This is a genomic window from Streptomyces sp. 7R007 (assembly GCF_054850255.1).
In genome coordinates, this window is record NZ_JBTWMV010000003.1 from 183937 (window position 1) to 208386 (window position 24450).

Annotated in this window: 22 protein-coding genes and 1 pseudogene; 10 read left to right on the forward strand and 13 right to left on the reverse strand. The window is 71.4% G+C overall.

Annotated features, from left to right (window positions below; genetic code table 11):
- The 3 genes from sdhA to ACYF6T_RS05920 all read left to right on the forward strand — a co-directional run bounded on the left by sdhA (position 1) and on the right by ACYF6T_RS05920 (position 3261).
- Entirely contained in the window at positions 1-1755 is a 1755-nt protein-coding gene (gene sdhA, locus ACYF6T_RS05910; protein WP_461693968.1) for a succinate dehydrogenase flavoprotein subunit, read from the forward strand.
- Complete coding sequence (locus ACYF6T_RS05915) at positions 1755-2516, forward strand: succinate dehydrogenase iron-sulfur subunit (RefSeq protein ID WP_461693969.1); 762 nt, start codon at positions 1755-1757, stop codon at positions 2514-2516. The genes sdhA and ACYF6T_RS05915 overlap by 1 nt, the downstream gene beginning before the upstream one ends.
- A gap of 145 nt (positions 2517-2661) precedes the next feature.
- Positions 2662-3261: a hypothetical protein gene (locus ACYF6T_RS05920; RefSeq protein WP_461693971.1), complete on the forward strand. Its 600-nt coding sequence runs from the start codon at positions 2662-2664 to the stop codon at positions 3259-3261.
- Positions 3262-3587: 326 nt separating this feature from the next.
- Here the strand turns inward: ACYF6T_RS05920 and ACYF6T_RS05925 are convergent, their stop codons facing one another.
- Genes ACYF6T_RS05925 through ACYF6T_RS05940 form a run of 4 tightly spaced genes read right to left on the reverse strand, consistent with a single transcriptional unit; the run spans position 3588 to position 7882 of the window.
- The gene (locus ACYF6T_RS05925) at positions 3588-4490 is read right to left on the reverse strand and encodes a hypothetical protein (protein ID WP_461693972.1); all 903 of its coding nucleotides are present in this window, start codon (positions 4488-4490) and stop codon (positions 3588-3590) included.
- 49 nt (positions 4491-4539) lie between these two features.
- Positions 4540-7008, reverse strand: a complete 2469-nt coding sequence (locus tag ACYF6T_RS05930) for a DUF4132 domain-containing protein (RefSeq protein WP_461693973.1) — start codon at positions 7006-7008, stop codon at positions 4540-4542.
- Entirely contained in the window at positions 7008-7400 is a 393-nt protein-coding gene (locus ACYF6T_RS05935) for a hypothetical protein (protein WP_461693974.1), read from the reverse strand. Before ACYF6T_RS05935 ends, ACYF6T_RS05930 begins: the two co-directional genes overlap by 1 nt.
- A 41-nt stretch (positions 7401-7441) precedes the next feature.
- Positions 7442-7882 carry a hypothetical protein gene (locus tag ACYF6T_RS05940; RefSeq protein WP_461693976.1) on the reverse strand — a complete coding sequence of 147 codons (441 nt, stop codon included), beginning with the start codon at positions 7880-7882 and terminating at the stop codon, positions 7442-7444.
- A gap of 131 nt (positions 7883-8013) precedes the next feature.
- On the opposite strand from ACYF6T_RS05940, the gene ACYF6T_RS05945 reads away from it, so the two are divergent.
- Together ACYF6T_RS05945 and ACYF6T_RS05950 are read left to right on the forward strand one after the other, a co-directional pair.
- On the forward strand, positions 8014-8424 hold the full coding sequence (locus ACYF6T_RS05945) for a VOC family protein (protein WP_461693977.1): 411 nt from the start codon (positions 8014-8016) through the stop codon (positions 8422-8424).
- Between the two features lie 60 nt (positions 8425-8484).
- The gene (locus ACYF6T_RS05950; protein ID WP_461693979.1) at positions 8485-9234 is read left to right on the forward strand and encodes a TetR family transcriptional regulator; all 750 of its coding nucleotides are present in this window, start codon (positions 8485-8487) and stop codon (positions 9232-9234) included.
- Between the two features lie 72 nt (positions 9235-9306).
- Here the strand turns inward: ACYF6T_RS05950 and ACYF6T_RS05955 are convergent, their stop codons facing one another.
- Positions 9307-11712, reverse strand: coding sequence for an MMPL family transporter (locus ACYF6T_RS05955; RefSeq protein WP_461694193.1), 2406 nt, complete (start codon positions 11710-11712; stop codon positions 9307-9309).
- Between the two features lie 204 nt (positions 11713-11916).
- On the opposite strand from ACYF6T_RS05955, the gene ACYF6T_RS05960 reads away from it, so the two are divergent.
- The gene (locus ACYF6T_RS05960; RefSeq protein ID WP_461693980.1) at positions 11917-12606 is read left to right on the forward strand and encodes a response regulator transcription factor; all 690 of its coding nucleotides are present in this window, start codon (positions 11917-11919) and stop codon (positions 12604-12606) included.
- The gene (locus ACYF6T_RS05965) at positions 12603-14060 is read left to right on the forward strand and encodes a sensor histidine kinase (RefSeq protein ID WP_461693981.1); all 1458 of its coding nucleotides are present in this window, start codon (positions 12603-12605) and stop codon (positions 14058-14060) included. Before ACYF6T_RS05960 ends, ACYF6T_RS05965 begins: the two co-directional genes overlap by 4 nt.
- A gap of 38 nt (positions 14061-14098) precedes the next feature.
- Here ACYF6T_RS05965 and ACYF6T_RS05970 read toward each other — a convergent pair whose 3' ends face one another.
- The 4 genes from ACYF6T_RS05970 to ACYF6T_RS05985 all read right to left on the reverse strand — a co-directional run bounded on the left by ACYF6T_RS05970 (position 14099) and on the right by ACYF6T_RS05985 (position 17787).
- Positions 14099-14500 (reverse strand): ATP-binding protein, encoded by a 402-nt coding sequence (locus ACYF6T_RS05970; RefSeq protein WP_461693983.1) that lies wholly within the window; start codon positions 14498-14500, stop codon positions 14099-14101.
- 107 nt (positions 14501-14607) lie between these two features.
- Positions 14608-16164 carry an ABC transporter substrate-binding protein gene (locus ACYF6T_RS05975; protein ID WP_461693984.1) on the reverse strand — a complete coding sequence of 519 codons (1557 nt, stop codon included), beginning with the start codon at positions 16162-16164 and terminating at the stop codon, positions 14608-14610.
- Positions 16165-16344: 180 nt separating this feature from the next.
- Positions 16345-17541, reverse strand: coding sequence for a metallophosphoesterase (locus ACYF6T_RS05980; protein ID WP_461693986.1), 1197 nt, complete (start codon positions 17539-17541; stop codon positions 16345-16347).
- Positions 17542-17547: 6 nt separating this feature from the next.
- Positions 17548-17787, reverse strand: coding sequence for an SCO4848 family membrane protein (locus ACYF6T_RS05985; protein WP_461693987.1), 240 nt, complete (start codon positions 17785-17787; stop codon positions 17548-17550).
- A gap of 88 nt (positions 17788-17875) precedes the next feature.
- Here ACYF6T_RS05985 and ACYF6T_RS05990 point away from each other — a divergent pair, with 88 nt between their 5' ends.
- Positions 17876-19171 (forward strand): D-alanyl-D-alanine carboxypeptidase family protein, encoded by a 1296-nt coding sequence (locus ACYF6T_RS05990; protein ID WP_461693988.1) that lies wholly within the window; start codon positions 17876-17878, stop codon positions 19169-19171.
- On the opposite strand, the gene ACYF6T_RS05995 is transcribed toward ACYF6T_RS05990, so the two are convergent.
- The 4 genes and pseudogenes from ACYF6T_RS05995 to ACYF6T_RS06010 all read right to left on the reverse strand — a co-directional run bounded on the left by ACYF6T_RS05995 (position 19116) and on the right by ACYF6T_RS06010 (position 22177).
- A complete protein-coding gene (locus ACYF6T_RS05995; RefSeq protein ID WP_461693990.1) occupies positions 19116-20027 on the reverse strand; it encodes a YihY/virulence factor BrkB family protein in 912 nt (303 codons plus the stop codon). The genes ACYF6T_RS05990 and ACYF6T_RS05995 overlap by 56 nt on opposite strands.
- Positions 20015-20449 (reverse strand): annotated as a pseudogene (locus ACYF6T_RS06000) (GtrA family protein); the annotation flags it as partial. The pseudogene ACYF6T_RS06000 and the gene ACYF6T_RS05995, both read right to left, overlap by 13 nt.
- A gap of 212 nt (positions 20450-20661) precedes the next feature.
- Complete coding sequence (locus ACYF6T_RS06005) at positions 20662-21654, reverse strand: decaprenyl-phosphate phosphoribosyltransferase (RefSeq protein ID WP_461693991.1); 993 nt, start codon at positions 21652-21654, stop codon at positions 20662-20664.
- Complete coding sequence (locus ACYF6T_RS06010; protein ID WP_461693992.1) at positions 21647-22177, reverse strand: phosphatase PAP2 family protein; 531 nt, start codon at positions 22175-22177, stop codon at positions 21647-21649. The genes ACYF6T_RS06005 and ACYF6T_RS06010 overlap by 8 nt, the downstream gene beginning before the upstream one ends.
- Positions 22178-22310: 133 nt before the next feature.
- Here ACYF6T_RS06010 and ACYF6T_RS06015 point away from each other — a divergent pair, with 133 nt between their 5' ends.
- Positions 22311-23684 (forward strand): FAD-binding protein, encoded by a 1374-nt coding sequence (locus tag ACYF6T_RS06015; protein WP_461693993.1) that lies wholly within the window; start codon positions 22311-22313, stop codon positions 23682-23684.
- Between the two features lie 10 nt (positions 23685-23694).
- Positions 23695-24450, forward strand: a complete 756-nt coding sequence (locus ACYF6T_RS06020; RefSeq protein ID WP_461693994.1) for a decaprenylphospho-beta-D-erythro-pentofuranosid-2-ulose 2-reductase — start codon at positions 23695-23697, stop codon at positions 24448-24450.

The following is a 24450-nucleotide window of genomic DNA, read 5'->3' on the forward strand; positions in this document are numbered from 1 at the left end:
ATGAAGATCCACAAGTACGACACCGTCATCGTCGGCGCCGGTGGCGCGGGCATGCGCGCCGCCATCGAGTCGACGAAGCGCAGCCGCACCGCCGTGCTGACCAAGCTCTACCCCACCCGCTCCCACACGGGCGCCGCGCAGGGCGGCATGGCCGCCGCGCTGGCCAACGTGGAGGAGGACAACTGGGAGTGGCACACCTTCGACACGGTCAAGGGCGGTGACTACCTGGTCGACCAGGACGCCGCCGAGATCCTGGCGAAGGAGGCCATCGACTCCGTCCTCGACCTGGAGAAGATGGGCCTGCCGTTCAACCGCACGCCGGACGGCACGATCGACCAGCGCCGCTTCGGCGGTCACTCCCGCAACCACGGTGAGGCGCCGGTCCGCCGCTCCTGCTACGCGGCCGACCGCACCGGCCACATGATCCTCCAGACGCTGTACCAGAACTGCGTCAAGGAGGGCGTGGAGTTCTTCAACGAGTTCTACGTCCTCGACCAGCTGATCACCGAGGTCGACGGCGTCAAGCGCTCGGCCGGTGTGGTGGCGTACGAGCTGGCGACCGGCGAGATCCACGTCTTCCAGGCGAAGGCCGTGATCTACGCGTCCGGCGGCTGCGGCAAGTTCTTCAAGGTGACGTCGAACGCCCACACGCTGACCGGCGACGGCCAGGCGGCGGTGTACCGGCGGGGCATCCCGCTGGAGGACATGGAGTTCTTCCAGTTCCACCCGACCGGCATCTGGCGCATGGGCATCCTGCTGACGGAGGGCGCCCGCGGTGAGGGCGGCATCCTGCGCAACAAGGACGGCGAGCGCTTCATGGAGAAGTACGCGCCGGTCATGAAGGACCTGGCATCGCGAGACGTGGTGTCGAGGTCCATTTACACGGAGATCCGCGAGGGCCGCGGCTGCGGTCCCGAGGGCGACCACGTCTACCTGGACCTGACGCACCTCCCGCCGGAGCAGCTGGACGCCAAGCTGCCCGACATCACCGAGTTCGCGCGCACCTACCTGGGCATCGAGCCGTACACGGACCCGATCCCGATCCAGCCGACCGCGCACTACGCGATGGGCGGCATCCCGACGAACGTCGAGGGCGAGGTCCTGGCCGACAACACGACGGTCGTCCCCGGCCTGTACGCGGCGGGCGAGGTCGCCTGCGTGTCCGTGCACGGCGCGAACCGCCTGGGCACGAACTCCCTGCTGGACATCAACGTCTTCGGGCGCCGGGCCGGCATCGCGGCGGCGGAGTACAGCCAGAAGGCGGACTTCGTCGAGCTGCCCGAGGACCCGGAGTCCTTCGTGGTCGGGCAGATCGAGCGGCTGCGCAGCTCGACCGGGACCGAGCGGGTGTCCGTCCTGCGCCGTGAGCTGCAGGAGACGATGGACGCGAACGTCATGGTCTTCCGCACCGAGCAGACGATCAAGACGGCGGTCGAGAAGATCGCGGAGCTGCGCGAGCGCTACAAGAACGTGGCGATCCAGGACAAGGGCAAGCGGTTCAACACGGACCTGCTGGAGGCGATCGAGCTCGGCAACCTGCTCGACCTCGCCGAGGTCATGGCGGTCTCCGCGCTGGCCCGCAAGGAGTCCCGCGGCGGTCACTACCGCGAGGACTACCCCAACCGCGACGACGTCAACTTCATGCGCCACACCATGGCGTACCGCGAGGTGGGCGCCGACGGCACCGAGACCGTGCGCCTGGACTACAAGCCGGTCGTCCAGACCCGCTACCAGCCGATGGAGCGTAAGTACTGATGGCAACCCCTGTTCTGGACAAGGTGGAGGCGGAGTCCGCGGCGTCCCCGTACATCACGGTCACCTTCCGCGTCCGCCGCTTCAACCCCGAGGTCTCGGCCGAGGCGACGTGGGAAGACTTCCAGCTGGAGATCGACCCCAAGGAGCGGGTCCTCGACGGCCTGCACAAGATCAAGTGGGACCTGGACGGCACGCTGACCTTCCGCCGCTCCTGCGCCCACGGCATCTGCGGCTCGGACGCGATGCGGATCAACGGCAAGAACCGTCTGGCCTGCAAGACGCTGATCAAGGACATCAACCCCGAGAAGCCGATCACGGTCGAGCCCATCAAGGGCCTGACGGTCCTGAAGGACCTGGTCGTCGACATGGAGCCGTTCTTCCAGGCGTACCGGGACGTGATGCCCTTCCTGATCACGAAGGACACGAACGAGCCGACGCGCGAGCGGCTGCAGTCCGCCGAGGACCGCGAGCGCTTCGACGACACCACGAAGTGCATCCTCTGCGCGGCCTGCACCTCCTCGTGCCCGGTCTTCTGGAACGACGGCCAGTACTTCGGCCCGGCGGCCATCGTCAACGCCCACCGCTTCATCTTCGACAGCCGTGACGAGGCGGGCGAGCAGCGCCTGGAGATCCTCAACGACCGGGACGGCGTCTGGCGCTGCCGCACGACGTTCAACTGCACGGACGCGTGCCCGCGCGGCATCGAGGTGACGAAGGCGATCCAGGAGGTCAAGCGCGCCCTGATCACCCGCCGCTTCTGACCTTCTCCCCAACCTCAGGGCCCTGTTTCCACCTCTTCGGAAACGGGGCCCTCTGGTGTTTTTGGCCTGTTTGCGATCCTGCTGAGGAGGGCGCTGCACCGCCACACTCCAACCATCTGTTCCTCGGGCCGTCAAAGGGGGAGGCGTGGCCGAGCTCGAACCACCTGGGCCCGGGAGGATCCCGTGGATCGCGCCACGACCTCTCGGATACGGCCCGGCCGACGCGATGGCGCTCTTCGTCGCCGCTCCTCTCCTGACCGCAGCGGCCCTGTCTCTGGCGGGAGTGGTCGGCGGAGCCGACACGCACTTCCGCTGGCCCGGACCGATTCTCCTTTTGCTGGTGATCGCCGCACTCGTTCTCATTGCCAGCATCCAGCTCAGTTATCACGCCCGGCTGTATCTGTACTCGTACGACGACCTCGTGAACTGGTACTCGGGCCAGTACGTCGAACGGCACAAGTGGGCCCTGTGGGAGAAACAGCAGCGGGACCACGACGACTGGAAGAAGTACAACATCGCGGCGGTGCTGTGTTTCAACGCAGGCACCTTGCTGCTGGGACTAGGCATCGCCGCAGCACTCGTCCCACCCGACGACGGCCTGCAGGCGGGCTGGCGTTGGACCGCCGCGGTAGTCGTGCTGCTGGCAACCATCGCGGACGGCATCTGGGTCACTCGTCTCCAGCGGAAGGTCGCCAAGTACCCGATCGACGTCCTCGTCCGACGCGCGATGAACAGAAGGAGTTGACCCATGCTTGTCGAATTCGAACTCCCGGGTTTCCCCCCACCGGACAACCGGCCCCAGTGCCTCGGCTGCCCCGCCTTGGTTCCCATGGGCATCACGGATGACAACCGAACCTGCTACACGGACCAAGAACTCGCCGAATGGGAGAGTTCAACTCCCACGCCGGGAGCGCATCCGAACGCACTCTTCCCGGATCCGCGTGGGCTGACCGTCGAGCACGCCGAAGGATGCGAATACGAGGGGGTCCCGCCTGTCGCCCTGTGGAAGCGAGACCGGAAGATCGCCAATCGTGCCTGGCTGAAGGTCCGGACAGCCCAGGGACGCCGGCCCTAGTCCCGTTGCGGCCGCCGGCCGGCATCCCCGTGGTCGTATCGGACCTCACTACGCCCGCGACCGGCGACGAGGTCCGAGATACGGGCGAACACCTCCAATTCCTCCGCCCGGTCGTTCGGCAGCCGCTGGTGCAGGGCACCCACGAGGTCGAACCGGTGCAGGTCGTACACGACGTGCATGAGACCGGAGTACGACTGCGCGGCCACGACTGCACCTTTGTACGCCACACCGGCCAGCACCAGGGCGGCCACGCACAGCCACCAGTCCGACGGTTCGTCGTACAACGCCGCCGTGCCCGCCACGCTGAGAACCAGGAAGGACCAGCAGAGATTGACCGCCGTGTCGAGCGCGTCCCGAGCGGAGCGCAGGGCTTGAGCAAGTTGCTCCGACACCTGGGGGTAGATTCTCGGCCAAGAGGTCAGCGTAGTCAGCCCATAGCGTTCACCGGCACTCAACTCTCCTGCACGCAAAGCGTTTCCGAGCGCGGTGGGCAAGAGTGACTCCGCCGGCGGATGGGCGGCCAGCCGACGCCGCGCGTCGGCCTGCACCCGCCTCGCGGTGTCACCATGCGCCACCCGCTCGGCCCGTCTCTGCAAGGCGTGCCATCGCCGCCGCTGCGCCCGGGCCAGCCACCCCGCCAGCCGAGCGGTGAGAGGCCAGCGATCCCAATAGCCTTCGAGGACGCGTACCGCACGCACCTGGAACGGCTGCACGAGCAGGGCGAGGAGTGCTGCGCCCGTCGTGACCAGTGAGAACAGGCCGAGTATCGCCGTCGGTCGTTCGGGCCATACGGCGGCCCAGTCGCTCCGCCCTGAGAAGCTCCCTGCCCGCACCAGTGCCACCACCCCGGCGACGAACAGCGCGCACGGTGCGAAGTGCACCGTCAGCACTCGTCGCACGAAGCCCGCCTTCCCCATACACCCCTGAGCGGTGTTCAGTATGGAGCGGTCAGAGCTGGCTGAGGATCGTCGGGTCTGTGATCTGGGTGTCGTTCGCCAGCATCATCGCCTTGCTCAGGATCAGTGTCAGCGTCCGGTCGCCCTCGAAGGGGAGGTAGCCCGGGGTGGGGGTGGTCGGGCTGGACTTCGGGACGATGCAGAGGTAGCGGTCGTTCGGGGTCATGAGGATGTTGGCCGAGCCGAGGTGGATCTTGTAGGTGTGGCGTTCTCCCTTGACGTGGAGGAAGCGGCCTTCGACGGTGCAGCGGTCCGCTATCGCCAGGCGGGGGATGAGGCGTTCCAGGAGGGCGCGGCGGGTTTCGGCGGTCGCGGTGAGTTCTCCGAAGCCGTAGCCCGTCCAGTACTCGCGGAAGCGGCCGCCGGGGCCGCCGTCCTGCCACGTGGGGTCGTTGCCGACGCTGGCCACGCCGACGAACAGGTCCACGTCGCGCAGGACTTCGGAGAGGACCAGGGGTGGGATGTCCGTGAGGGGGAGAGGCGTGACGGGGCCTTCGGAGCCGCGCAGCCACATGCGGTACTCGCCGCCGCAGCAGTGGGCCGAGTTCTGCGGGGCGGAGATCGGGTAGAAGCGGACCTGGTCGGTGCGCAGGCGCAGGTAGCTGCCGGACTCCGTGGTGTCGTCGCCGTAGCCCTCGCCCTCCCCCTCGATCCAGTACTCGGCCCGCAGGCCCCACTGCGGCAGGTCGCGCGTGGCCGGCGGGGCCTCGTCGTCGACCATGAGGCGCAGCTTGTTGCGCCAGCCGCGGACCGCGGCGAGGGAGTGGAACTGGTGCTGGCGCAGGATGTGGGCGGCGAAGCGGTTGGAGTACGTGCCCGTCGTCCGTTCCGCGTCCGTCAGGAGGTACACCTCGCGGTGGGCCTGCTTGAACGGCTGCGTGATGCCGTGGCGTTCCAGCCAGTCGCGCCAGGCGACCACGGACGCGGGGTCCTGGTCGACCGGGTGCCAGAGGCGGACCTCCGTGCCGTCGGGGACGGGGTCGTCGGTGAGGGTGCGCAGCGCGCCCTCGGCGTATCCGACGGTCGTGCCGTCGACCGTCCACAGCAGACGGCGGGCGAGGGTGCCGACGAGCGGGTGGTCGAGGTAGCGGTTGCGCCAGGTGGCGTACGACCAGGTGCGGCGGGCCAGGAACTGGCGGTCCAGGCGTTCGCTCTGCGCGGCGAGCATCTTGTCGATGTCCTTGGCGGCCGCCTTGAGTTCCCGCAGTTCCTCGGGGTGGTCGCGGCGGACGGCCGCGGGGACGCCCTTGACGGTCCTGCCGGCCGCGGTGCGCCAGGTGAGCGCGGCCCTGGAGCCGTGGACCGTCAGCAGCGCGGTGGTCTCCCCCAGCCGGTGTTCGGCGCGGCCCACCTCGGTCAGACCGTAGGCGGGGACGGCCAGTTCCTCGATCTCCTCGCGGGACAGGCCCCTCGCCTCGGCGCGCGCGTCCAGCGCGGTGTTCAGCAGCTTCAGCGTGCCCTTGTACGTGACGCGGGTGGCGAGGCGGGCCAGTTCGGCGAGGGCCGTCTCGGAGTCGATGCGGGCCAGGGCGTTGACGGCGGCGTTGGCGACCTTGGGGTTGCGCGGGCCGAGGCCGGCGACCTTCTTCAGGGACGTCTCGGTCAGGGTGCCGAGCGCGCGGGCGGTGTCGGGGTGTGCGGGCAGGAGGGCCAGCAGCCAGGTCAGGCCGCGCAGCGCGTTGGCGTTCCAGGGGTCGTAGGCGCTGTTGATGTCGGCCTCGTACGTCTGGCGGTCCAGCGGGAGGGTGCGGGGGCGGCCGACGAGGGCGAGCCAGGGCAGGACGGTGCGGCGGACCTGGTCGGCGCCGATGCCGTCGATGAGGGACCGCGCCTGCTTGTCCCACTTGGCGGTGGGCTTGGCCGCGGTGGCGGTGACGGCGTGCGCGAGCAGGGCCCGCCACTCGGGGGTGCCGCCGTCGCGCATGGCCTGTTCGGCCCACTCCTCGCCGACGTTGAGGACGGGGTCGGTGAGCCGCTTCGCCAGTGCGGTCAGCTCCGGTGAGCGGTAGGCGTCCAGTGCCGTGCGGCGGAAGACGGCCACCACGGCGGGGTCGAGCGGTCGGCCGGCGGCCAGCTCCGCCTCGGCCAGTACGTCGAGCCGTGCGGCGTACCAGTAGGAGTGGCGTTCGGCGAGCCGTGCCAGCTCCGCCCGCCGCTCCGTCGCCAGGCGGTCCCCGGGGAGACCGCGGCCGATGACGGTGAGCACGACCAGCGCGTTCTGCCGGGCCGGGGAGTCCTCGTCCAGGGTGGGCAAGCGGTCGGCGAGGGCGTCCGCGAGCCGGCCGCGCTCGGGCACCGGCAGGTCGGTGAGCAGCGGCAGGAGTTCGGCCCAGCCGCCGCCCCAGTAGCCGTTGTTGGCGGCGGCGGCCTTCAGCACCTGGTCGGCCAGCCTGCCCATGTTGCCGGCCTCGATCTGGTTGCGGATCAGCTGCGCGTGGGATCGGGCGGTGCCGGCGGCCATCAGCCACCCACCAGCGGGACGAGCTTGAGGAAGGTGACCTCGGTGCCGAGCGCCAGCTCGATCTCCTCGTCCACGTCCGTGATCTGACGGTCCCCCACGAGCACGAGGAAGCCGTTGCCGGCGAAGGCCTCCAGGGCCAGTGCGGTCTGCCGCTCGGGGTCTATCCGGCGGGGGGTGCGCAGCGCGTATCCGTTCAGCACGCGCTCGGTGTCGGCGGGCTGCACGAGCCCCTGGAACACCTCCGGCCGGCGCGCGTTGAACTCGGTGACCTCCTGGAAGACCCGTCGCCGGATCAACTCGCGCACGCTGAGCCGCTCTTCGGCGATCTCCAGTCCCCAGCCGTCGCTGCGGCCCCCGCTTGTCGTCTCGTCGACGAACGTCACGATTCCCATGCCGCCGACAGTACGGGCCACCACTGACAACGGCCCCGGCCTCACCTCACGGCGGGCCTGCGCCACTCCCTGGCGCCGGCCGCCCGCATCAGCGCCACCGCCGTCTCCGGGTCGCCGGCGAGCAGCGGATGCACGAGTTCCACGTAACGGACCTGGCCGGTGAGGGACTTGCGCAGCTGCCGCAGGCTGCGGGCGCTGAAGGAGACGCCGCCCCGGCGGCCGACGACGCCCGCGGCGAGGGCGAGACCCACGACGCCGACCTTGCACTCGGTCGACGGGGTGTCCCGGCAGGCGTGGATCTCGATGTCGCCCTGCCACAGGCCGAGCACGGCCTTGTACCGCACGCCGGCACCCGCGTAGGTGGCGACGGCGAGGTGCCGGTCCGCCTCCCCCGCGCCGGGCCCCTCCAGCCCCAGTCTCCGCGCGGTCTCGGCGAAGGCCACCCGCACCTCGCCGAAGAAGGCCTCCGGTCCCGGCATCATCCCCCGCCCCCTTCGCCCGCGGCACTGACGACGGCTCAGCGTAGCGACGCGCCGGCCGCCTTCTCGGCTCATTGAGTGACCCCGCGGTCAGCCCGCCCGGCAGGAGTCATCTCCGTACCTAATGTGATCGCATGTCAGATGACGAGTCCTACGAACTGCTCGGTTTCGACAACGTTCTGCTGCCCGTCGGCGACCTCGCGGAGGCCGTCGGCTTCTACGAGCGCGCCGGTTTCGCCGTGGCGTTCCGGCTCGACGAGGCCCGGATCGCGCTGCTGAAGGTGGGCGGCGAGACGCCGGGGATGCTGCTCAGGCAGGAGGACGAGTTCGGGCACCGGCCGCCGCTGTGGCCCTCGGCGCGCGTGTGGCTGGAGGTGCCGGACGCGCGCGTGGCGGCCCGCGAGCTGCGCCGCGCCGGCATCGGTCTGCTCGACGAGCCCTTCGCCGTGGCCACCGGCTGGACCGTCGAGATCGCCGACCCCTGGGGCAACGTCCTCGGCTTCACGGACTACACGAAGCGGCCGGAGCTGGGACGCAGGTCCTGAGGCCCGCGCGGGCCGCTCGCGTACCGGTTGAGCACACCGTACTCGTTAGGCTCTCCTTCCGTGCCCGCCAAGAACGAAGGCCCCGGTGAGGGTGCCGCTGCCGCCAGCAAGTCCGAGCAGACCCGCGCGCTGATCCTGGAGACCGCGATGCGGCTGTTCCAGGAGCGGGGCTACGACAGGACGACCATGCGGGCGATCGCGCAGGAGGCCGGGGTCTCCGTCGGCAACGCGTACTACTACTTCGCCGGCAAGGAGCACCTCATCCAGGGCTTCTACGACCGGATCGCCGCCGAGCACCAGGTGGCGGTCCGGGAGGTGCTGGACCGGGAGGCCGACCTGGAGGCACGGCTCGCGGGCGTGCTGAAGGCGTGGCTCGACATCGCGGCGCCGTACCACGAGTTCGCGGTGCAGTTCTTCAAGAACGCGGCCGATCCGGACAGCCCGCTCAGCCCCTTCTCGGAGGAGTCGGAGCACGCGCGCGTGGAGGCGATCTCCGTCCACCGCGAGGTGCTGCGAGGTGCTGCGAGGACCAAGGTGCCCGAGGAACTGCGGGACGTCCTGCCGGAGCTGATGTGGCTCGCCCAGATGGGGCTGGTGCTGTACTGGATCTTCGACCGGACCGAGGGGCGGGAGCGGAGCTACCGGCTGGCCGAGCGGGGCGCGCGGCTGACGGCCCGCGGGGTGGCACTGGCCCGGTTCCGGGTGCTGCGGCCGCTGGTGCGGGAGGTGCACGAGCTGTTCACGGACTTCCTGCCGGGGATGACGAAAGCACTCCCGGATCCCAGGCCCGACGCGGAGCGTTCCGGCTGAGGCGGTCCGCTTCCGCGGCGTCCGCGGCCCCGGGGAGCCGGTCACGCTCCCCGGGGCCGTGGGCGGCCCGGGCTAGTTGACCGCGTCCACCTCGCCCTCGGCGAGCTCCACGTCGTACACCAAGGGCCCCTCGCCCACCACCACGTGCGCCGCGCGTGACGCGTACGACGAGGCCGTCGTCGCCAGCAGGTACGTCCCCGGTCCCGGCACCGACACGATGTAGGAGCCGTCCGCCAGCGTCGTCACCCGGTCCAGCTGACGCCCGCCGTTCGACAGCAGCGTCACCGAGGCGTCCGCCAGCGGCTCACCGTCGGCCGTACGGACGAAGCCGTGGACGGCGGACGCCGGTCCGTCCGCGGCCTGCGCCTCCAGTGCCTCCTCCTTGGGCTCCACCGCGAGATGCGGCAGCCGCTTCTCCAGCCACGCCGGCAGCCACCAGTTGGACCTGCCGAGCAGGTGCATGGCGGCCGGCACCAGGGCCGTACGCAGCAGGAAGGCGTCCAGCGCCACCGCCGCCGCCAGGCCCACGCCCGCCATCGCCGCGCCCGAGTCGCCGCTGAGGACGAAGGCCAGGAAGACGCAGACCATGATCAGGGCGGCGGAGTTGATGACCCGGCTGGTCTCCGCCAGACCGACCCGCACCGCGCGCGCGTTGTCACGCGTGTGCACCCACTCCTCGTGCATACGGCTGACGAGGAAGACCTGGTAGTCCATCGAGAGGCCGAACAGCAGGGACAGCATGATGACCGGCAGGAAGGCGTTGATCGGGCCCTCCTTGCCGAGGCCCAGCAGGTCCAGACCCCAGCCCCACTGGAAGATCGCGACGAGGACGCCGAAGGAGGCGGCCGCGGCGATGAGGTTCATCAGGGCGGCCGTCAGGGGCACGACGAGGGAGCGGAAGGCGACCAGCAGGAGCAGGAAGCCGAGGCCGATGATCGTCGCGATGAAGAGCGGCAGCCGGTCGCCGGTCACGGACGCGAAGTCCTTGGAGACGGCGGTCACCCCGCCCACGTGCGCCTGCGCCCCCGCCTGGGGGATCACCTTGTCGCGCAGGGTGTCGATCAGGTCGTCGGTCTCCTTGGACTGCGGTGAGGTGGTCGGCACGACCTGGATCACCGTCACGCCCTTCGCGGGCGGCAGCGCGGCCGCCTGGGCCACTCCGGACGTCGCCTGGATGTCCTTGACCAGCGTGCCGGCGTCACCGCCCACGCTGACCACCTGGAGCGGTCCGTTGAAGCCGGGACCGAAGCCGTCGGCGAGGAGGTCGTAGGCCTTCCTGGTGGTCGTGGACGCGTCGTCGTTGCCCTGGTCGGTGGCGCCCAGACGGAGCGACAGCACGGGCAGGGCGAGGACGACCATGACGGCCAGGGCGAGCGCGGCGATCGTACGGGGGCGCTTCTGGACGCGGGCCGACCAGCGGGCCGCGAGTCCGCTCGCGTGCTCCGTCTCGGGGCCGTCGGCGGCGAGCCGGCGGCGCTGGCGGCGGCTGAGGACCCGCTTGCCGAGGAGGCCGAGCAGGGCGGGCAGCAGCGTGGTGGCGGCGAGGACGCTGAGCACGACCGTCAGGGAGGTGCCGATGACCACGCCGTCCAGGAAGCGCAGGCGGGTCACCAGCATGCCGGCGAGGGCGATGCAGACCGTGCCGCCCGCGAACAGCACGGCCCGGCCGGAGGTGTTGAGGGCGGTGACCGCCGCCTCCTCGGGGTCCAGGCCGCGCAGGATGCCGCGCCGGTGCCGGGTGACGATGAACAGGGCGTAGTCGATGCCGACGCCGAGGCCGATCAGGGAGGCGAGCAGCGGGGCGATGTCGGGGATGTCGGTGGTGTGGCTCAGCAGCTGGGTGGAGAACAGGCCGGTGCCGACGCCGAAGATGGCGATGCCGATGGGCAGGAGCATCGCGAAGAAGGAGCCGAAGGCGAGGAAGAGCACGACGGCCGCCGCGATGATGCCGACCATCTCCGACAGGCCCTGCGGCGGCTCCTGCACGCGCTGGATCGCCTGGCCGCCCAACTCGACCTGCAGGCCGTCGCGTTCGGCGTTCTGCGCGGTGTCGACGACGTTCTGGACGAGGTCCTTGGGCACTTCGTTCGCGCGCTTGGTGAAGGTCAGCTGGGCGTAGGCGATGGTGCCGTCCTTGCTGATCTGCGCCGCGCCGCGCGCGCCCGCGTAGGGGCTGGTCACCTCGCCGACACCGGACATTCCGGCGATCTTGTCGAGGGCCGGCTGGACGCGGTCCCGGACCGCCTGGTCCCGCACCGAGCCGCCGTCGACCTTCCACACCACCGTGTCGGTGTCGCCCGAGGTGGCCGGGAAGGCCTTCTGCATCAGGTCGTACGCGCTCTTGGAGTCCGTGTCGGGGAGGGAGAAGACGTTCGCGTAGTTCGTCCCCGCCGTCGAGGCCGAGAAGCCCAGGCCGAACAGTGCCCCCACCCACAGCAACAGGACCACCAGCCGGTGCCGATAGCACCACCGTGCCAATGCCGCCACGATCAAAGCTCCTTCGTCGGTAGTCGGTCGTCGGTTGGTCCCCCAGGTCCTGGGCAACAGGATTGGGCCCGCCACGCGCGTGTGGCGGAAACGCGCCATGACTCTCAAGGAACTCCAAAGCGCCGGTCGCACTCTCAAGGAACTCCAAAGCACCGATCCGGACCGGCTGTCAGTGGTGCCGCCGATACTGGGGGCATGACGACGGCTCCAGGCACCGTGCTGGTGGTGGAGGACGAGCCGAGCATCGCGGACGTCCTCGCCATCGCCCTGCGCTACCACCGCTTCGAGGTGATGATCGCGGGCAGCGTCCGCAAGGCCCGCGCGCTCGCCGAGCGCACCCGGCCGGACGCGGCGCTGCTCGACGTCATGCTGCCGGACGGCGACGGCCGCGCACTGGGCCGTGAACTGCGCGAGCGGCAGCCCGACCTGGCGCTGGTCTTCCTCACCGCGCGCGACGCGCCCGCCGAGATCGTCGGCGCCCTCGGCTTCGGCGACGACTACATCACCAAGCCGTTCAACATCGACGAGGTCGTCGCCCGCATCACGGCGGTGCTGCGCCGCACCCGCCCGGCCGACGTCCTGCCGCAGCGCCCGCCGCTGCGCTACGGCGACCTGGAGCTGGACGAGACGACGTACAGCGTCCACCGCGCGGGCCGCAGTGTGGAGCTGACCCCCACCGAGTACGCCCTGCTGCGCTTCCTGGTGCGCAACGGCGGCCGGATCGTGCCCAAGGAGCAGCTCCTGCGCCACGTCTGGCAGTACGAGCACACCCCGCCGGAGTCGACGGTCGTGGAGACCTACATCAGCTATCTGCGCCGCAAGCTGGACACCCTGGGTCCGCCGGTGATCACCACGCGGCGCGGTGTGGGATACGGGCTCGCATGATGATCCGGTGGCCGTACTGCGAGCGCGGCATCCACTCGCTGCGCGCCAAGCTGACGCTGGCCAACGTCCTGCTGCTCGCGCTCGGCATCGTGGCCACCACCGCCGTCAGCCTCATGGGCATGCGGTACTACCTGCTGGACCAGGTCGACAACCAGCTGATCAAGATGCGCGACTCGCTCAGCGGCTCGCAGCTCACCATCCGCCAGATCGACTCGCTCGGCGCCCTCGCCTTCGTCCACGACCGTCTGGTCCCGGACGACACCGACAAGGAGCGCTCCACACCGGACTCGATCTACACGGCCGTCGACGCCGCGGGCGACCCCGTCGGCGTCCTCGGCGTCAAGCCCACCGAGGCGCAGCGCGTCCTGGCCCGCGCGGTCGGGGACGCCGGCGCGCTCGCCCGGGACAGCGACCCGCACAGCGTGCGGGTGAACGGCGCCTCCTACCGGGTCACCGCGGTCCGCCTCGCCGACGACACGACCGTCCTGATGGCCGCCTCCACCGAGGCCCTGCACATGGGCATGGGCAAGGCCCTCAAGCTCGACTTCGCCGTCGGGAGCCTGCTGCTGGTGCTGCTGGCCTGTCTGACGATGGTCTCGGTCAGCCGCCGGATGCGGCCCCTGGAGGACATGGTGGAGACGTCGTCGGCGATCGCCGAGGGCGACCTGACCCGGCGCGTGCCCTCCAGCGAGCATCCGACGCAGGAGGTCGAGCAGTTGCGCGTCGCCCTGAACTCGATGCTCCACCAGGTCGAGTCGGCCTACCGCACCCGTGAGGACAGCGCGGCCCAGCTGCGCCGCTTCGTCGCCGACGCCTCGCACGAGCTGCGCACCCCGCTGTCGGCGATACGCGGCTACCTCCAGCTCTACGACAAGGGCATGCTCAGCGATCCCGACGAGCGGAAGCGGGCCTGGGAGCGGGTGCTGGCGGAGACCGACCGCATGGGCCGCCTGGTCGACGAACTGCTCACCCTCGCCCGTCTCGACCAGCGGCCCGAACTGCGCCTGCGGAACGTGGACCTGAGCCGGCTGGTGCGGGACGCGGCCGAGGACCTGCGGGTGCAGCAGCCGCAGCGGCCCATCAAGGTGGCGGCCGAGGGCGCCCTGCTGGTGCGCGCCGACGAGTCGGGGCTGCGCCAGGTGCTCGGCAACCTCGTGGGCAACGTCCGCACGCACACGCCCGCCGACGTGCCGGTGCGGCTCGGGGTGCGGCGGGAGGACGGGGTGGTGCGGCTGTGCGTCGAGGACGAGGGGCCGGGGCTCGGCGAGGCGGACGCGGCCCGGGTCTTCGACCGGTTCTTCCGGGCCGGCGGGGGCGCGGGCAGCGGTCTGGGGCTGGCGATCGTGCAGGGGGTCGTGCAGGCGCACGGCGGGCAGGTGGCGGTGCGCACGGCGCCGGGCGAGGGGCTGGCGGTGACGGTGACGCTGCCGGCACGGGTGCCGGTACGGTCGTAAAGGCCCGTAGGACCCGGGCAGCCGGGCCCCGGCTCGCGTCACGTCGGGGCCGTCACCAGCGCCCACACCGTCTTTCCGTGCCGTCCCCGGCTCCACACTCCCCAGGCCGCGGCGAGGTGCTCCACCAGATGCAGCCCACGGCCGGTCTCCTCCCACTCCCCCACCAGCCTCAGCCGCGGCTCCGACTGCCCTTCGTCGGACACCTCGATGAGGCAGGACCCGTCCGCGAGCGCGGTCACCGCCACCTCGAACTCCCGCTCCAGCAGCGGTCCGTGGCGTACGACGTTGGTGGCGAGCTCGGAGACGAGCAGCACCGCGTCACGCAGCGCCGGATCCTCGGCCCCGTGCCCCCAGTCGGCCAGGTGATCCCTGACCCGCCGCCGGGCCAGACCGACGGACGCCGGGTGCCGGGGCAGCCGGAAGGAGTTGCGTCTCAACACGTCTGCTCCTCACCCCGCGCACACCTCCGTCACATCGACCCGCGTCAGGCTGATACCCGGCGTCCGGCGGGGGAATGTCACGCGCGCGGGATCGCGTCGGATCCGGCTCAGATCCAGGTGAGGCGCCACAGGCGGAACACGCCCGTACCGTCGTCGAGATACTGCCCGCCGCCGACGTCGGTGCTGCTGACGACGTACTCCTTGGCCTGCCAGAGCGGGATGACCGGCACGTCGTGGGCGATGTCCTGCTGCAGCGTGCGGAAGTCCTGGTCGGCGTCGGCGCGGTCGGCGTACTGCCGGCTGTTCTGCAGGAGCTGGTCCACGGCCTTGCTGCTGTAGCCGGTGTTCATGGTGGAGCCGGTGCCCACCAGCGGGGCGCCGAAGGTGTCGGCGTCGGGGTAGTCGGCGACCCAGCCGACGGCGTAGGCGTCCAGTTTCCCGGTCGCCCAGGCCTCCTGGAAGTCGGTCCAGGCGTAGCCCTTGAGGGTCACCTTGAACAGGCCGCTCGCCTCCAGTTGCCGCTTGAGGTCGACGGCCTCCGCCTCGGCGGCGCCGCGGTTCTCGGCGTAGCCGTAGGTGAAGCGGACGGGTGTCGTGACGCCGGCCGCGGTGAGCAGGGCGCGCGCCGCCTTCGCGCTGGGCGTCGGGTAGGTGTCGAAGAACGACGTGGTGTGGCCGGTGATGCCGGTCGGGATCAGCGAGTACAGCGGGGCGACGGTCCCCTTGTACACGGTGGAGGCCAGTTCCTGGCGGTCGATCAGCCAGGCCATCGCCTGGCGGACCACGGGCGCGTGCAGCGGGGAGCTCGCGCGGGTGTTGAGGTAGAGGTTGCGGGTCTCGGCGCTGTCGGACTCGTAGACGCGCAGGTCCGGGTCGCTCGGGTTGAGCCCGGCGAGGACGGCGGGCGGCAGCTGGCGGGTGGCGACGTCGACCTTCTTCGCCTTCCACGCCTTGTCGAGGGCGGCGGGGTCCTTGTAGTAGCGCAGTTCGACGGGGCGTCCGGTGCTGTCGACGGCGCCCTTGTAGTGCTTGTTCGGCGTGAGGTCGGCCGTCTTGCCGTTCTTGTACGCGGTCAGCTCGTACGGTCCGGTGCCGTCCGCGCCGGGGTCGGTGCGCAGGCCGTCCTTCGGGTACTTGGTGCGGTCGACGATCGCGCCGGCGCCGGTGGCCACCTTGAACGGGAAGGTGGCGTCGGGCGAGGTCAGGTGGAAGGTGACGGTCAGCCCCCTGGCGTCGACCGAGCGCAGCGTGCTCAGCAGCGAGGAGGGGCCGACCTCGGACTTGATGGCCTTGACGCGGTCGAAGGAGTACTTCACGTCCTCTGCGGTCATCGTGCGGCCGCTGGGGAAGGTGATTCCCTCGCGCAGCGTGCAGGTGTACGTCGTCAGGTCGCCGCCCGCGAAGTCGCAGCCCTTCGCCGCGTCCGGCACGGGCGCCGCACCGCCCGGCTCGAAGGTCAGCAGCGACTGGAAGAGGTTGCTGAACAGGGCCCAGGAGCCGGCGTCGTAGGCCCCGGCCGGATCGAGCGCCGTGACGGCGTCCGTCGTGCCGACCGTGATGGTCCTGCCCTGGTTCTCCTGCGACGGCAGCAGCTGCCAGCCGCCCACTCCCACGCCCGCGAGCACCAGCAGCGTCGCGAGAATCCGTATGCGCACCGAACGCATCGGTCGCCCTCCCCGGGCCCTCAAGGCCCCACCCCAGATGCCACTCCCCTAGTGGCGGCGGCTCACCTAACCACAGGTGTTTCACCTGGCGGAAGAGGTATCTGGTGAGATGGGCAAGAACTTACCGACCGGTTGTTTCGGCCGGATTTCACAGCTCGTTCACAGGTGTCCGGGGCGACTTCAAGCCTGTTTCGAGGCCAGCTCGATCACCGTGATGTCCGACGGCGCGCCCACGCGCGTGGGCGGTCCCCAGGCACCGGCGCCGCGGCTGACGTAGAGCTGGGTGTCGCCGTAGCGCTCCAGGCCGGCGACGGTCGGGTTCGCGGCGGCGGCGATGAGGTTGCCGGGCCAGAGCTGACCGCCGTGGGTGTGGCCCGAGAGCTGGAGGTCGACGCCGTGCCGGACGGCCTCGTGGATCTGGACCGGCTGGTGGGCGAGGAGCACGCACGCGCGTGCCGGGTCGCGGTCGGCGAGCGCCTTGGTGAAGTCGGGGCCGTGGCCCTCGCTCTCGCCGGCGAGGTCGTTGACGCCGGCCAGGTCGAACCAGGGCAGTTCGGTGCGGGCGTTCTCCAGCGGGAGCAGGCCGAGCCGCCGCACCTCCGCCACCCACTGCTCGGCACCGGAGAAGTACTCGTGGTTGCCGGTGACGAAGTAGGCGGGCGCCTCCAGCCCGGTCAGCGGGGCGGCCGCCGGGGCCAGGTCGGGCACGCTGCCGTCGACGAGGTCGCCGACGACCGCGACGAGGTCGGGGCGCGTGGCGTTGACCGTGTCGACGACCTTCTGGGTGAAGGCCCGGCCCAGGATCGGGCCCAGGTGGATGTCGCTCACCACGGCGATGCGGTAACCCTGCGCGGCACGCGGCAGCTTGGCCAGCGGGACGGTGACGCGCTTCACGCGCGGGCCGCGCAGCACGCCGTAGGTGCCGTAGCCGACGGTCCCCACGGCGGCGGTGACGGCGGCACCGGCGACGATGCGGGAGACGACGAGACGGCGAGTGGGGGCGGGGGGTGCCGGCTCCGGCGCCGCTTCGGGCTCCGGCTCCGATGTCCGTACGGCCGTCCGCGCCCGCCGCTGCGGCAGGCGCCGCAGCAGGGGTCGTACGGCCTCTCCCGCCACCACCGCGAGCAGCAGGTACAGCGACACGGCCAGCCACAGGAAGCCCGGCCAGGCGAGGGTGCGCTGGAGCCAGAACGGCGCTCCGGCGCGCTCGGCGACCAGCGCGCCGACCGCCAGGACCCAGCCGCCGGCGATCAGCGCCGCGCCCGCGCGGCGCGCCGGGCCCGGGGCGCGGGTGGTGTCGCGGAACAGGCGACGCCACAGATACCAGTTGCCCGCCACCAGGACGGCGAGGGCGAGCAGCGCGAAGACGACGGTCATGTGCCGTTATGACGTCTGGCGCAAAGCGCGCAGTCCGCGCAACCCGATGACCCCGATGACCGTCCCCAATACGAAGGAGACGACGGCCAGCGTCAGATGCACCCAGAAGAACGCCGTCGGGTGGCCGTCGTCGAAGGCCTGCCCACTACTGTCCTTGATCAGGTTCTTGACGAAAGTGACCCAGATGATCCACGACCACACCCCGAAGGCGAGCAGGAACCAGGACACCGGGCGGCTGAGCTTCATGCGTTCAGTATCGCCGTCCGGCTCCCGGCCGCGTGCCCGGGGTGGGGCGGGCGGGACTTCCCGCGCGACGGCAGGTACGTTCTGCGTCGTGCCCGCACCCAAGCAGACCGCCAGGCGATCCCTGCTGGTCACCTCCGCCGCCGCCCTGGTCGCCTCGTCGTCGCTCACGCTGACCGCGCCCGCCGCCCTCGCGGCCCCCAGCCCCTCCACCAGTCCCACGGCCACTCCCCCCGCGCACATGTCGAGCGTGGGCGGCGCCCGGCTCGGGCAGCCCGGCACCCAGGTGGACCTGGGCAGCGGCGCCCCGGTGCTGCCGAAGGACATCACCGCGCGCTCCTGGATCGTCGCGGACGCCGAGTCGGGCGAGGTGCTCGCCGCGCACAACGCGCACTGGCGGCTGGCCCCGGCGAGCACCATGAAGATGCTGTTCGCGGACACCGTGCTGCCGAAGTTCCCGAGCACCGAGAAGCACAAGGTGGTGCCCTCCGACCTGGCCGGCATGGGCGCCGGTTCCAGCATGGTCGGGATAAAGGAGGGCGAGACGTACACGGTCCACGACCTGTGGCTCGGCGTCTTCCTGCGCTCCGGCAACGACGCCGTGCACGTGCTGTCGGCCATGAACCACGGCGTCGGCAACACCGTCAAGGAGATGAACGAGCACGCCCAGGAGCTCCAGGCCCTCGACACGCACGTGGTGACTCCGGACGGCTACGACGCCCCGAAGCAGGTCTCCTCCGCCTACGACCTGACGCTGATCGCCCGTTCCGGGCTGCAGAAGAAGGATTTCCGCACGTACTGCTCGACGGTGCGGGCGCAGTTCCCGGGCGAGACGAAGAAGAACAAGAAGGGCAAGACCGTCCGCGAGTCCTTCGAGATCCAGAACACCAACCGACTGCTGGCCGGTGACTCCGACGTCTCCGTCTACCAGGGCATCGCGGGCGTCAAGAACGGCAACACGACCAACGCGGGCGCGACCTTCACGGGGGTCGCCGAGCGCAACGGCAGGGTGCTGCTGGTCACCGTCATGCACCCGGAGAAGGACGAGCACAACGAGGTCTACAAGGAGACCTCCAAGCTCTTCGACTGGGGGTTCGCGGCGGCCGGCAAGGCGACTCCGGTGGGCGAGCTGGTGGCGCCCCGCGGTGCCGCGCGGTCCAGCGCCCAGCCGGGTGCGAACGCCGACTCCGGGCAGGCGGGCGGGGACGCGGGCGACGCCTCGGCGACACCGTCGGCGAACGCCTCGGCCGGGCAGCGCACCGGTGGCATGGGGATCGCGTTCGCGATCACCGGCGGGCTGCTGGCGCTGCTCGCCGCGGGCGCGTTCCTGGTCAACCGCCGGTGGCCGCTGCCGGATCTGGTACGCCGGCGGACGCCTCGTCCGTGAGCTCCTGCTCCTTGCTCCCCGTCGCCGTCCACGCGGCGCAGAACAGGACCAGCTTCGAGGTGAAGTTGATCCACAGCAGCAGCGCGACGGGGACGCCGAAGGCGCCGTACATGCTCTTCGTGGCGACGCCCTGCATGTAGCCGCTCAGCAGCGTCTTCAGCAGTTCGAAGCCGACCGCGCCGAGCAGCGCCGCGACGACCAGGCGGTGGCGCGTCGGCTCGACGCCGGGCAGCAGCGTCAGGACGTAGAGCAGCAGCAGGAAGTCGGCGAGTACGGCGACGGCGAACGCGGCGACGTACAGCAGGATGCCGCCCCAGCCGCCCTTCTCGATGCCGAGCTGGTCGGTGATCCAGCCGACCATCGCGGAGGCGACGGCGGAGGCGCCGAGCGTGAGCAGGACGGCGCCGCCGAGGCCGACCAGGATGCCGAGGTCCTTCGCCTTGCGCAGGAGGGGGTTCTCCTCCTCGTCGGGCAGCTCCCACACCGCGCGCAGGCACTCGCGGGTGGAGCCGGCCCAGCCGATGCCGGTGAACAGCAGGGCGGCCCCGGCGATGAGGCCGATGGTGCCGGCGTTCTCGACCAGGTTCGCGATGTCGAGCTGGTCGGAGATGCCGGGGACCTGCTCGGCGATCCTGTTCTGCAGGTCGTGCTGCCGACTCTCGCTCAGCGTGGCCGCGCCGATCGCGGCGGCCACGGTGAGCAGCGGGAACAGGGCGACGAAACTGGTGAACGTCATCGCGGCGGCCAGCCGGGCCCACTTCACCCGGTCCAGACGCTCGTAGGACCGCCACGCGTGCGTGGCCATCAGGCGCGTCACCAGCGGCCCGACGACGGGGAGTCTCTTCAGCCAGTCCATGATCCGACCATGCCCTCCGAGGCGTCTTCCACGCGGAAGACCAGGGTGCGGGTACCCCAAAAGCGCACGAGCGTGGCCAGGGCCATGCCGATCACGGCGCCGGAGACGGTGTCCGCCCGCTGCGAGGTGAGGCCGAGGCCGTAGTGGCTGACGGCCAGGCAGAGCAGTTGTACGGCGGCTCCGGCGAGGTTGACCGCGACGAAGAGGACGTAGGGGCGCAGCCCACGGGGTTTCGTCTCCCGGTAGGTGCCGAGCGCGTTGCCGACGTAGGCGACCGAGCAGCCGGCCACGAAGGACAGCGCCTTGGCCGTGATCGGACCGAGGCCGCCCGGGCCGCGCAGCCAGGTGAAGAGGGCCAGGTCGACGGCGTAGGCGAGAAGCCCGACGCAGGCGAAGGCGAGGAGTTCCCGACGGGTGGTGCGACGCGGGCGGGGCCGGGGCGCACGGGTGCCGGGGTGGGGGTGCCGGGGTCGCGTCCGTTCAGGGCGGCGAGTTGGCGTCGCGTTGGTGTCCTGGGGGCCGGTGTCCTGTCTGGGGCGGCGGGGTGGCGTCGCGTGGCTGTCCGGTTGGGGGCGGCGGGGTGGTGTCGCGCCGGTGTCCTGTGGGGGTTGGCGGGTTCTCCACGCGTGCGTGCTCACCAGTTGGCCACCGCCAGGCCGTACATCGCCAGCCAGACCAGGCCGATGAGGGCGAGGGCGCGGTCGCGCAGGACGACCTCCTCCGGTTCGCCGGCCGTGCCGCGGTCGGCGAAGACGGCGTAGCGCAGGATCGCCAGGATGAAGGCGACCATGGAGAGCTGGCGCCAGGGCAGCACGCTGGTGTGCGGGACGCCGCCCTCCTCCAGGGCCCACAGGCAGTAGCCGAGGACGGCGACCCCGGCCGCCAGCTGCCACACGAAGCGCAGGTATCCGGTGGTGTACTCCGTGAGCAACGCACGCGTGGCGCCCGCTTTCCCGGCCATCTGCACGGCCTCGGAGTACCGCTTGGCCGACACCATGAACAGCGCGCCGAACCCGGTGGTGATCAGGAACCAGCGCGAGAGCGGGATGCCGAGTGCGACCCCGCCGATCATCGCCCGCATCAGGAACCCGGTCGTGACGACGACGAGGTCGACGACCAGGACGTGCTTGAGGCTGACGCAGTAGGCCAGTTGCATGCCGAGGTACGCCGTCAGCAGCGCCGCGACGACCGGGGAGACCAGCCAGGCCGCGGCGGCCGGCGCGAGCACGCCGAGGGCCGCTCCGGTGGCGTACGCGACCGGTACGGGTACCTGGCCGGCGGCGACCGGGCGGCGCCGCTTGGTGGGGTGGGCGCGGTCGGCGTCGGCGTCGCGGGCGTCGTTGATCAGGTAGACGGCGGCGGCGCAGGCGGTGAACAGGGCGAAGACCAGCGCGAGTTCGGTGACGGCGTGCCGGGAGAAGAGCCGTCCGGCGGCGGCCGGCGCGGCGACGACCAGGACGTTCTTGACCCACTGCTTGGGGCGCGCGGTCTTCAGGAGGCCGACGAGCAGCCGGCCGAGGCGGTTGCCGCGCCGGGGTGGTGCGGTGCGCCTGGGGGGCGTGCGCTGCTCGTGAAGCGCCGTGTCGCGCGTCCGCGCGCTGCTGGCGAGGGGCGCTGTCTCAGTCATGCACGCCCCCTCGCATCCAGCGCGACCCGATGCGCGCCGTGAGCGCCCCGAGGCATGCGCCGGCGGCCACGTCGGACGGGTAGTGGACGCCGACGACCAGGCGGGACAGGCACATCACCGCGGCGAGCGGGGGGATCACGCGCGCGCCGAGCGCCCCGTAGGCGACGGCGGCGGCCGCGGCGGAGGTCGCGTGGGAGCTCGGGAAGGAGTGCCGGCCGACGGTGGGCACGAGGGGGAGGACGTGCGCCGGGCGCGGACGGCGCACCACCCTTTTCACTCCCATGCTGACGGCGTGCGCGCCTGCGGTGAGCGCCGTTCCGCGCAACCAGGCGCCGCGCCGAGCGCCGTCCACGGCGGCTCCCGCGAGGCCCGCGGCGAGCCACACCGCGCCGTGCTCGCCGGCCCACGAGAGGGCGCGCGCGGCGCCGGCGACGCGCGGGTCGGTGCCGTACGCGTGGATCGCCGCGAGGATCCGGCGGTCCATGCCGTCGAGTCCGTCGAGTACGTCGAGTTCGTGGTCCATGTGGACTCACTGTTCACGTCCACGGCATCGGAACTCCGGCAATATTGAGCGACATCCCATTAATCACCCATTTCGGGGAGAGCCGGGATGTTTCAGAACTAATCGCTCACACATCAGCGATACGGTCACCGACATGCCTGCCGACGCCGTACCCGACACCCCTCCCGTCACCGCCACCCTCACCGGGTGGGGCCGCACCGCGCCCACGGCGGCCCGGGTGATCCGCCCCCGAACGTACGAGGAGGCCGTCGCCGCGCTCCGGAACTGCGCAGCCCGCGGCGGCATCCCGCGGGGCCTGGGGCGGGCGTACGGGGACGCCGCGCAGAACGCGGGCGGCGCCGTGCTCGACATGACGGCCCTGGACCGCGTGCACGCCATCGACGCCGACGGCGGCACCGTGCTGTGCGACGCGGGCGTCTCCCTGCACCGGCTGATGGAGGTGCTGCTGCCGCTCGGCTGGTTCGTGCCGGTGACGCCGGGCACCCGGCAGGTCACCGTCGGCGGGGCGATCGGCGCGGACATCCACGGCAAGAACCACCACGTCTCGGGCTCCTTCTCCCGGCACGTGCTGTCCCTGGAACTGCTCACCGCCGACGGCGGGATCCGCACCGTCGCCCCCGGCACGCCCCTGTTCGAGGCCACCGCGGGCGGCATGGGCCTGACCGGCGTGATCCTCACCGCCACCCTGCGGCTGCTGCCGGTCGAGACGTCCCTGATGTCGGTCGACACCGAGCGCGCCGACGACCTCGACGACCTGATGGCCCGGCTGACGGCCACCGACCACCGCTACCGCTACTCGGTCGCCTGGATCGACCTGCTGGCCCGCGGCGCGGCGACGGGCCGCGCGGTGCTCACCCGCGGCGACCACGCGCCCGTGGACGCCCTGCCGGCACGCGCGCGGAGAACTCCGTTTGATTTCCGGACCCCGCGCTTCCCGCCCGCGCCGTCCTTCCTTCCCGAGGGCCTGCTCAGCCGCACGACCGTGGGCCTGTTCAACGAGCTCTGGTACCGGAAGGCGCCCCGCGCGCGCAGCGGCCAGTTGCAGAGGATCTCCACCTTCTTCCACCCCCTCGACGGCGTCCCCCACTGGAACCGCGTCTACGGCCGCGGCGGCTTCGTCCAGTACCAGTTCGTCGTCGGGTACGGCCAGGAGGAGGCCCTGCGCCGGATCGTGCGGCGCATCTCCGCGCGCCGCTGCCCGTCCTTCCTGGCCGTCCTCAAGCGCTTCGGGGAGGCCGACCCGGGCTGGCTGTCGTTCCCCGTGCCCGGCTGGACCCTGGCCCTCGACATCCCGGCCGCGCTGCCCGGCCTCGGCGCCTTCCTCGACGAGCTGGACGAGGAGGTCACCGCGGCCGGCGGGCGCGTCTACCTCGCCAAGGACTCCCGGCTGCGCCCGGAACTGCTCGCCGCGATGTACCCGCGCCTCGACGACTTCCGTGCCCTGCGTGCCGAACTGGACCCGCGCGGGGTGTTCGTCTCCGACCTCGCCCGCCGACTCAACCTCTAGGAGTGCTGCCGTGAAGGACGCCTTCGGCCTCCCCCAGTCCCTGCTCGTCCTCGGCGGTACGTCCGAGATCGCGCTCGCCACCGCACGCCGTCTCATCGCCCGCCGCACGCGCGTGGTGTGGCTGGCCGGCCGCCCGTCGCCCGCCCTGGAGGAGGCCGCGCGGAGCCTGCGGCTGCTGGGCGCGGACGTGCACACCGTCGCCTTCGACGCGCTCGACCCCGACTCCCACGAGACCACGCTCGGCAAGGTCTTCGCCGAGGGCGACGTCGACATGGTGCTGCTCGCCTTCGGGATCCTCGGCGACCAGGCGCACGACGAGCGCGAACCGGCGGCCGCCGTGCGCGTCGCGCAGACCAACTACACGGGCGCCGTGTCGGCGGGCCTGGTGAGCGCCCGCGCGCTCCAGGCGCAGGGCCACGGCTCGCTGGTCGTGCTCTCCTCCGTCGCCGGCGAGCGGGCCCGCCGCGCCAACTTCATCTACGGCTCCAGCAAGGCCGGCCTGGACGCCTTCGCGCAGGGCCTGGGCGACGCGCTGTACGGCACCGGCGTGCACGTCATGGTCGTACGCCCGGGGTTCGTGCGCTCGAAGATGACCGCCGGCCTGCCGGAGGCGCCGCTCGCGACCACCCCGGAGGCCGTCGCCACGGCCGTCGAGCTGGGGCTGCGGCGGCGCTCGGAGACGGTGTGGGTGCCCGGCACGCTGCGCGTCGTGATGTCGGCGCTGCGGCACCTGCCACGCGGGGTGTTCCGGCGGCTGCCGGTCTAG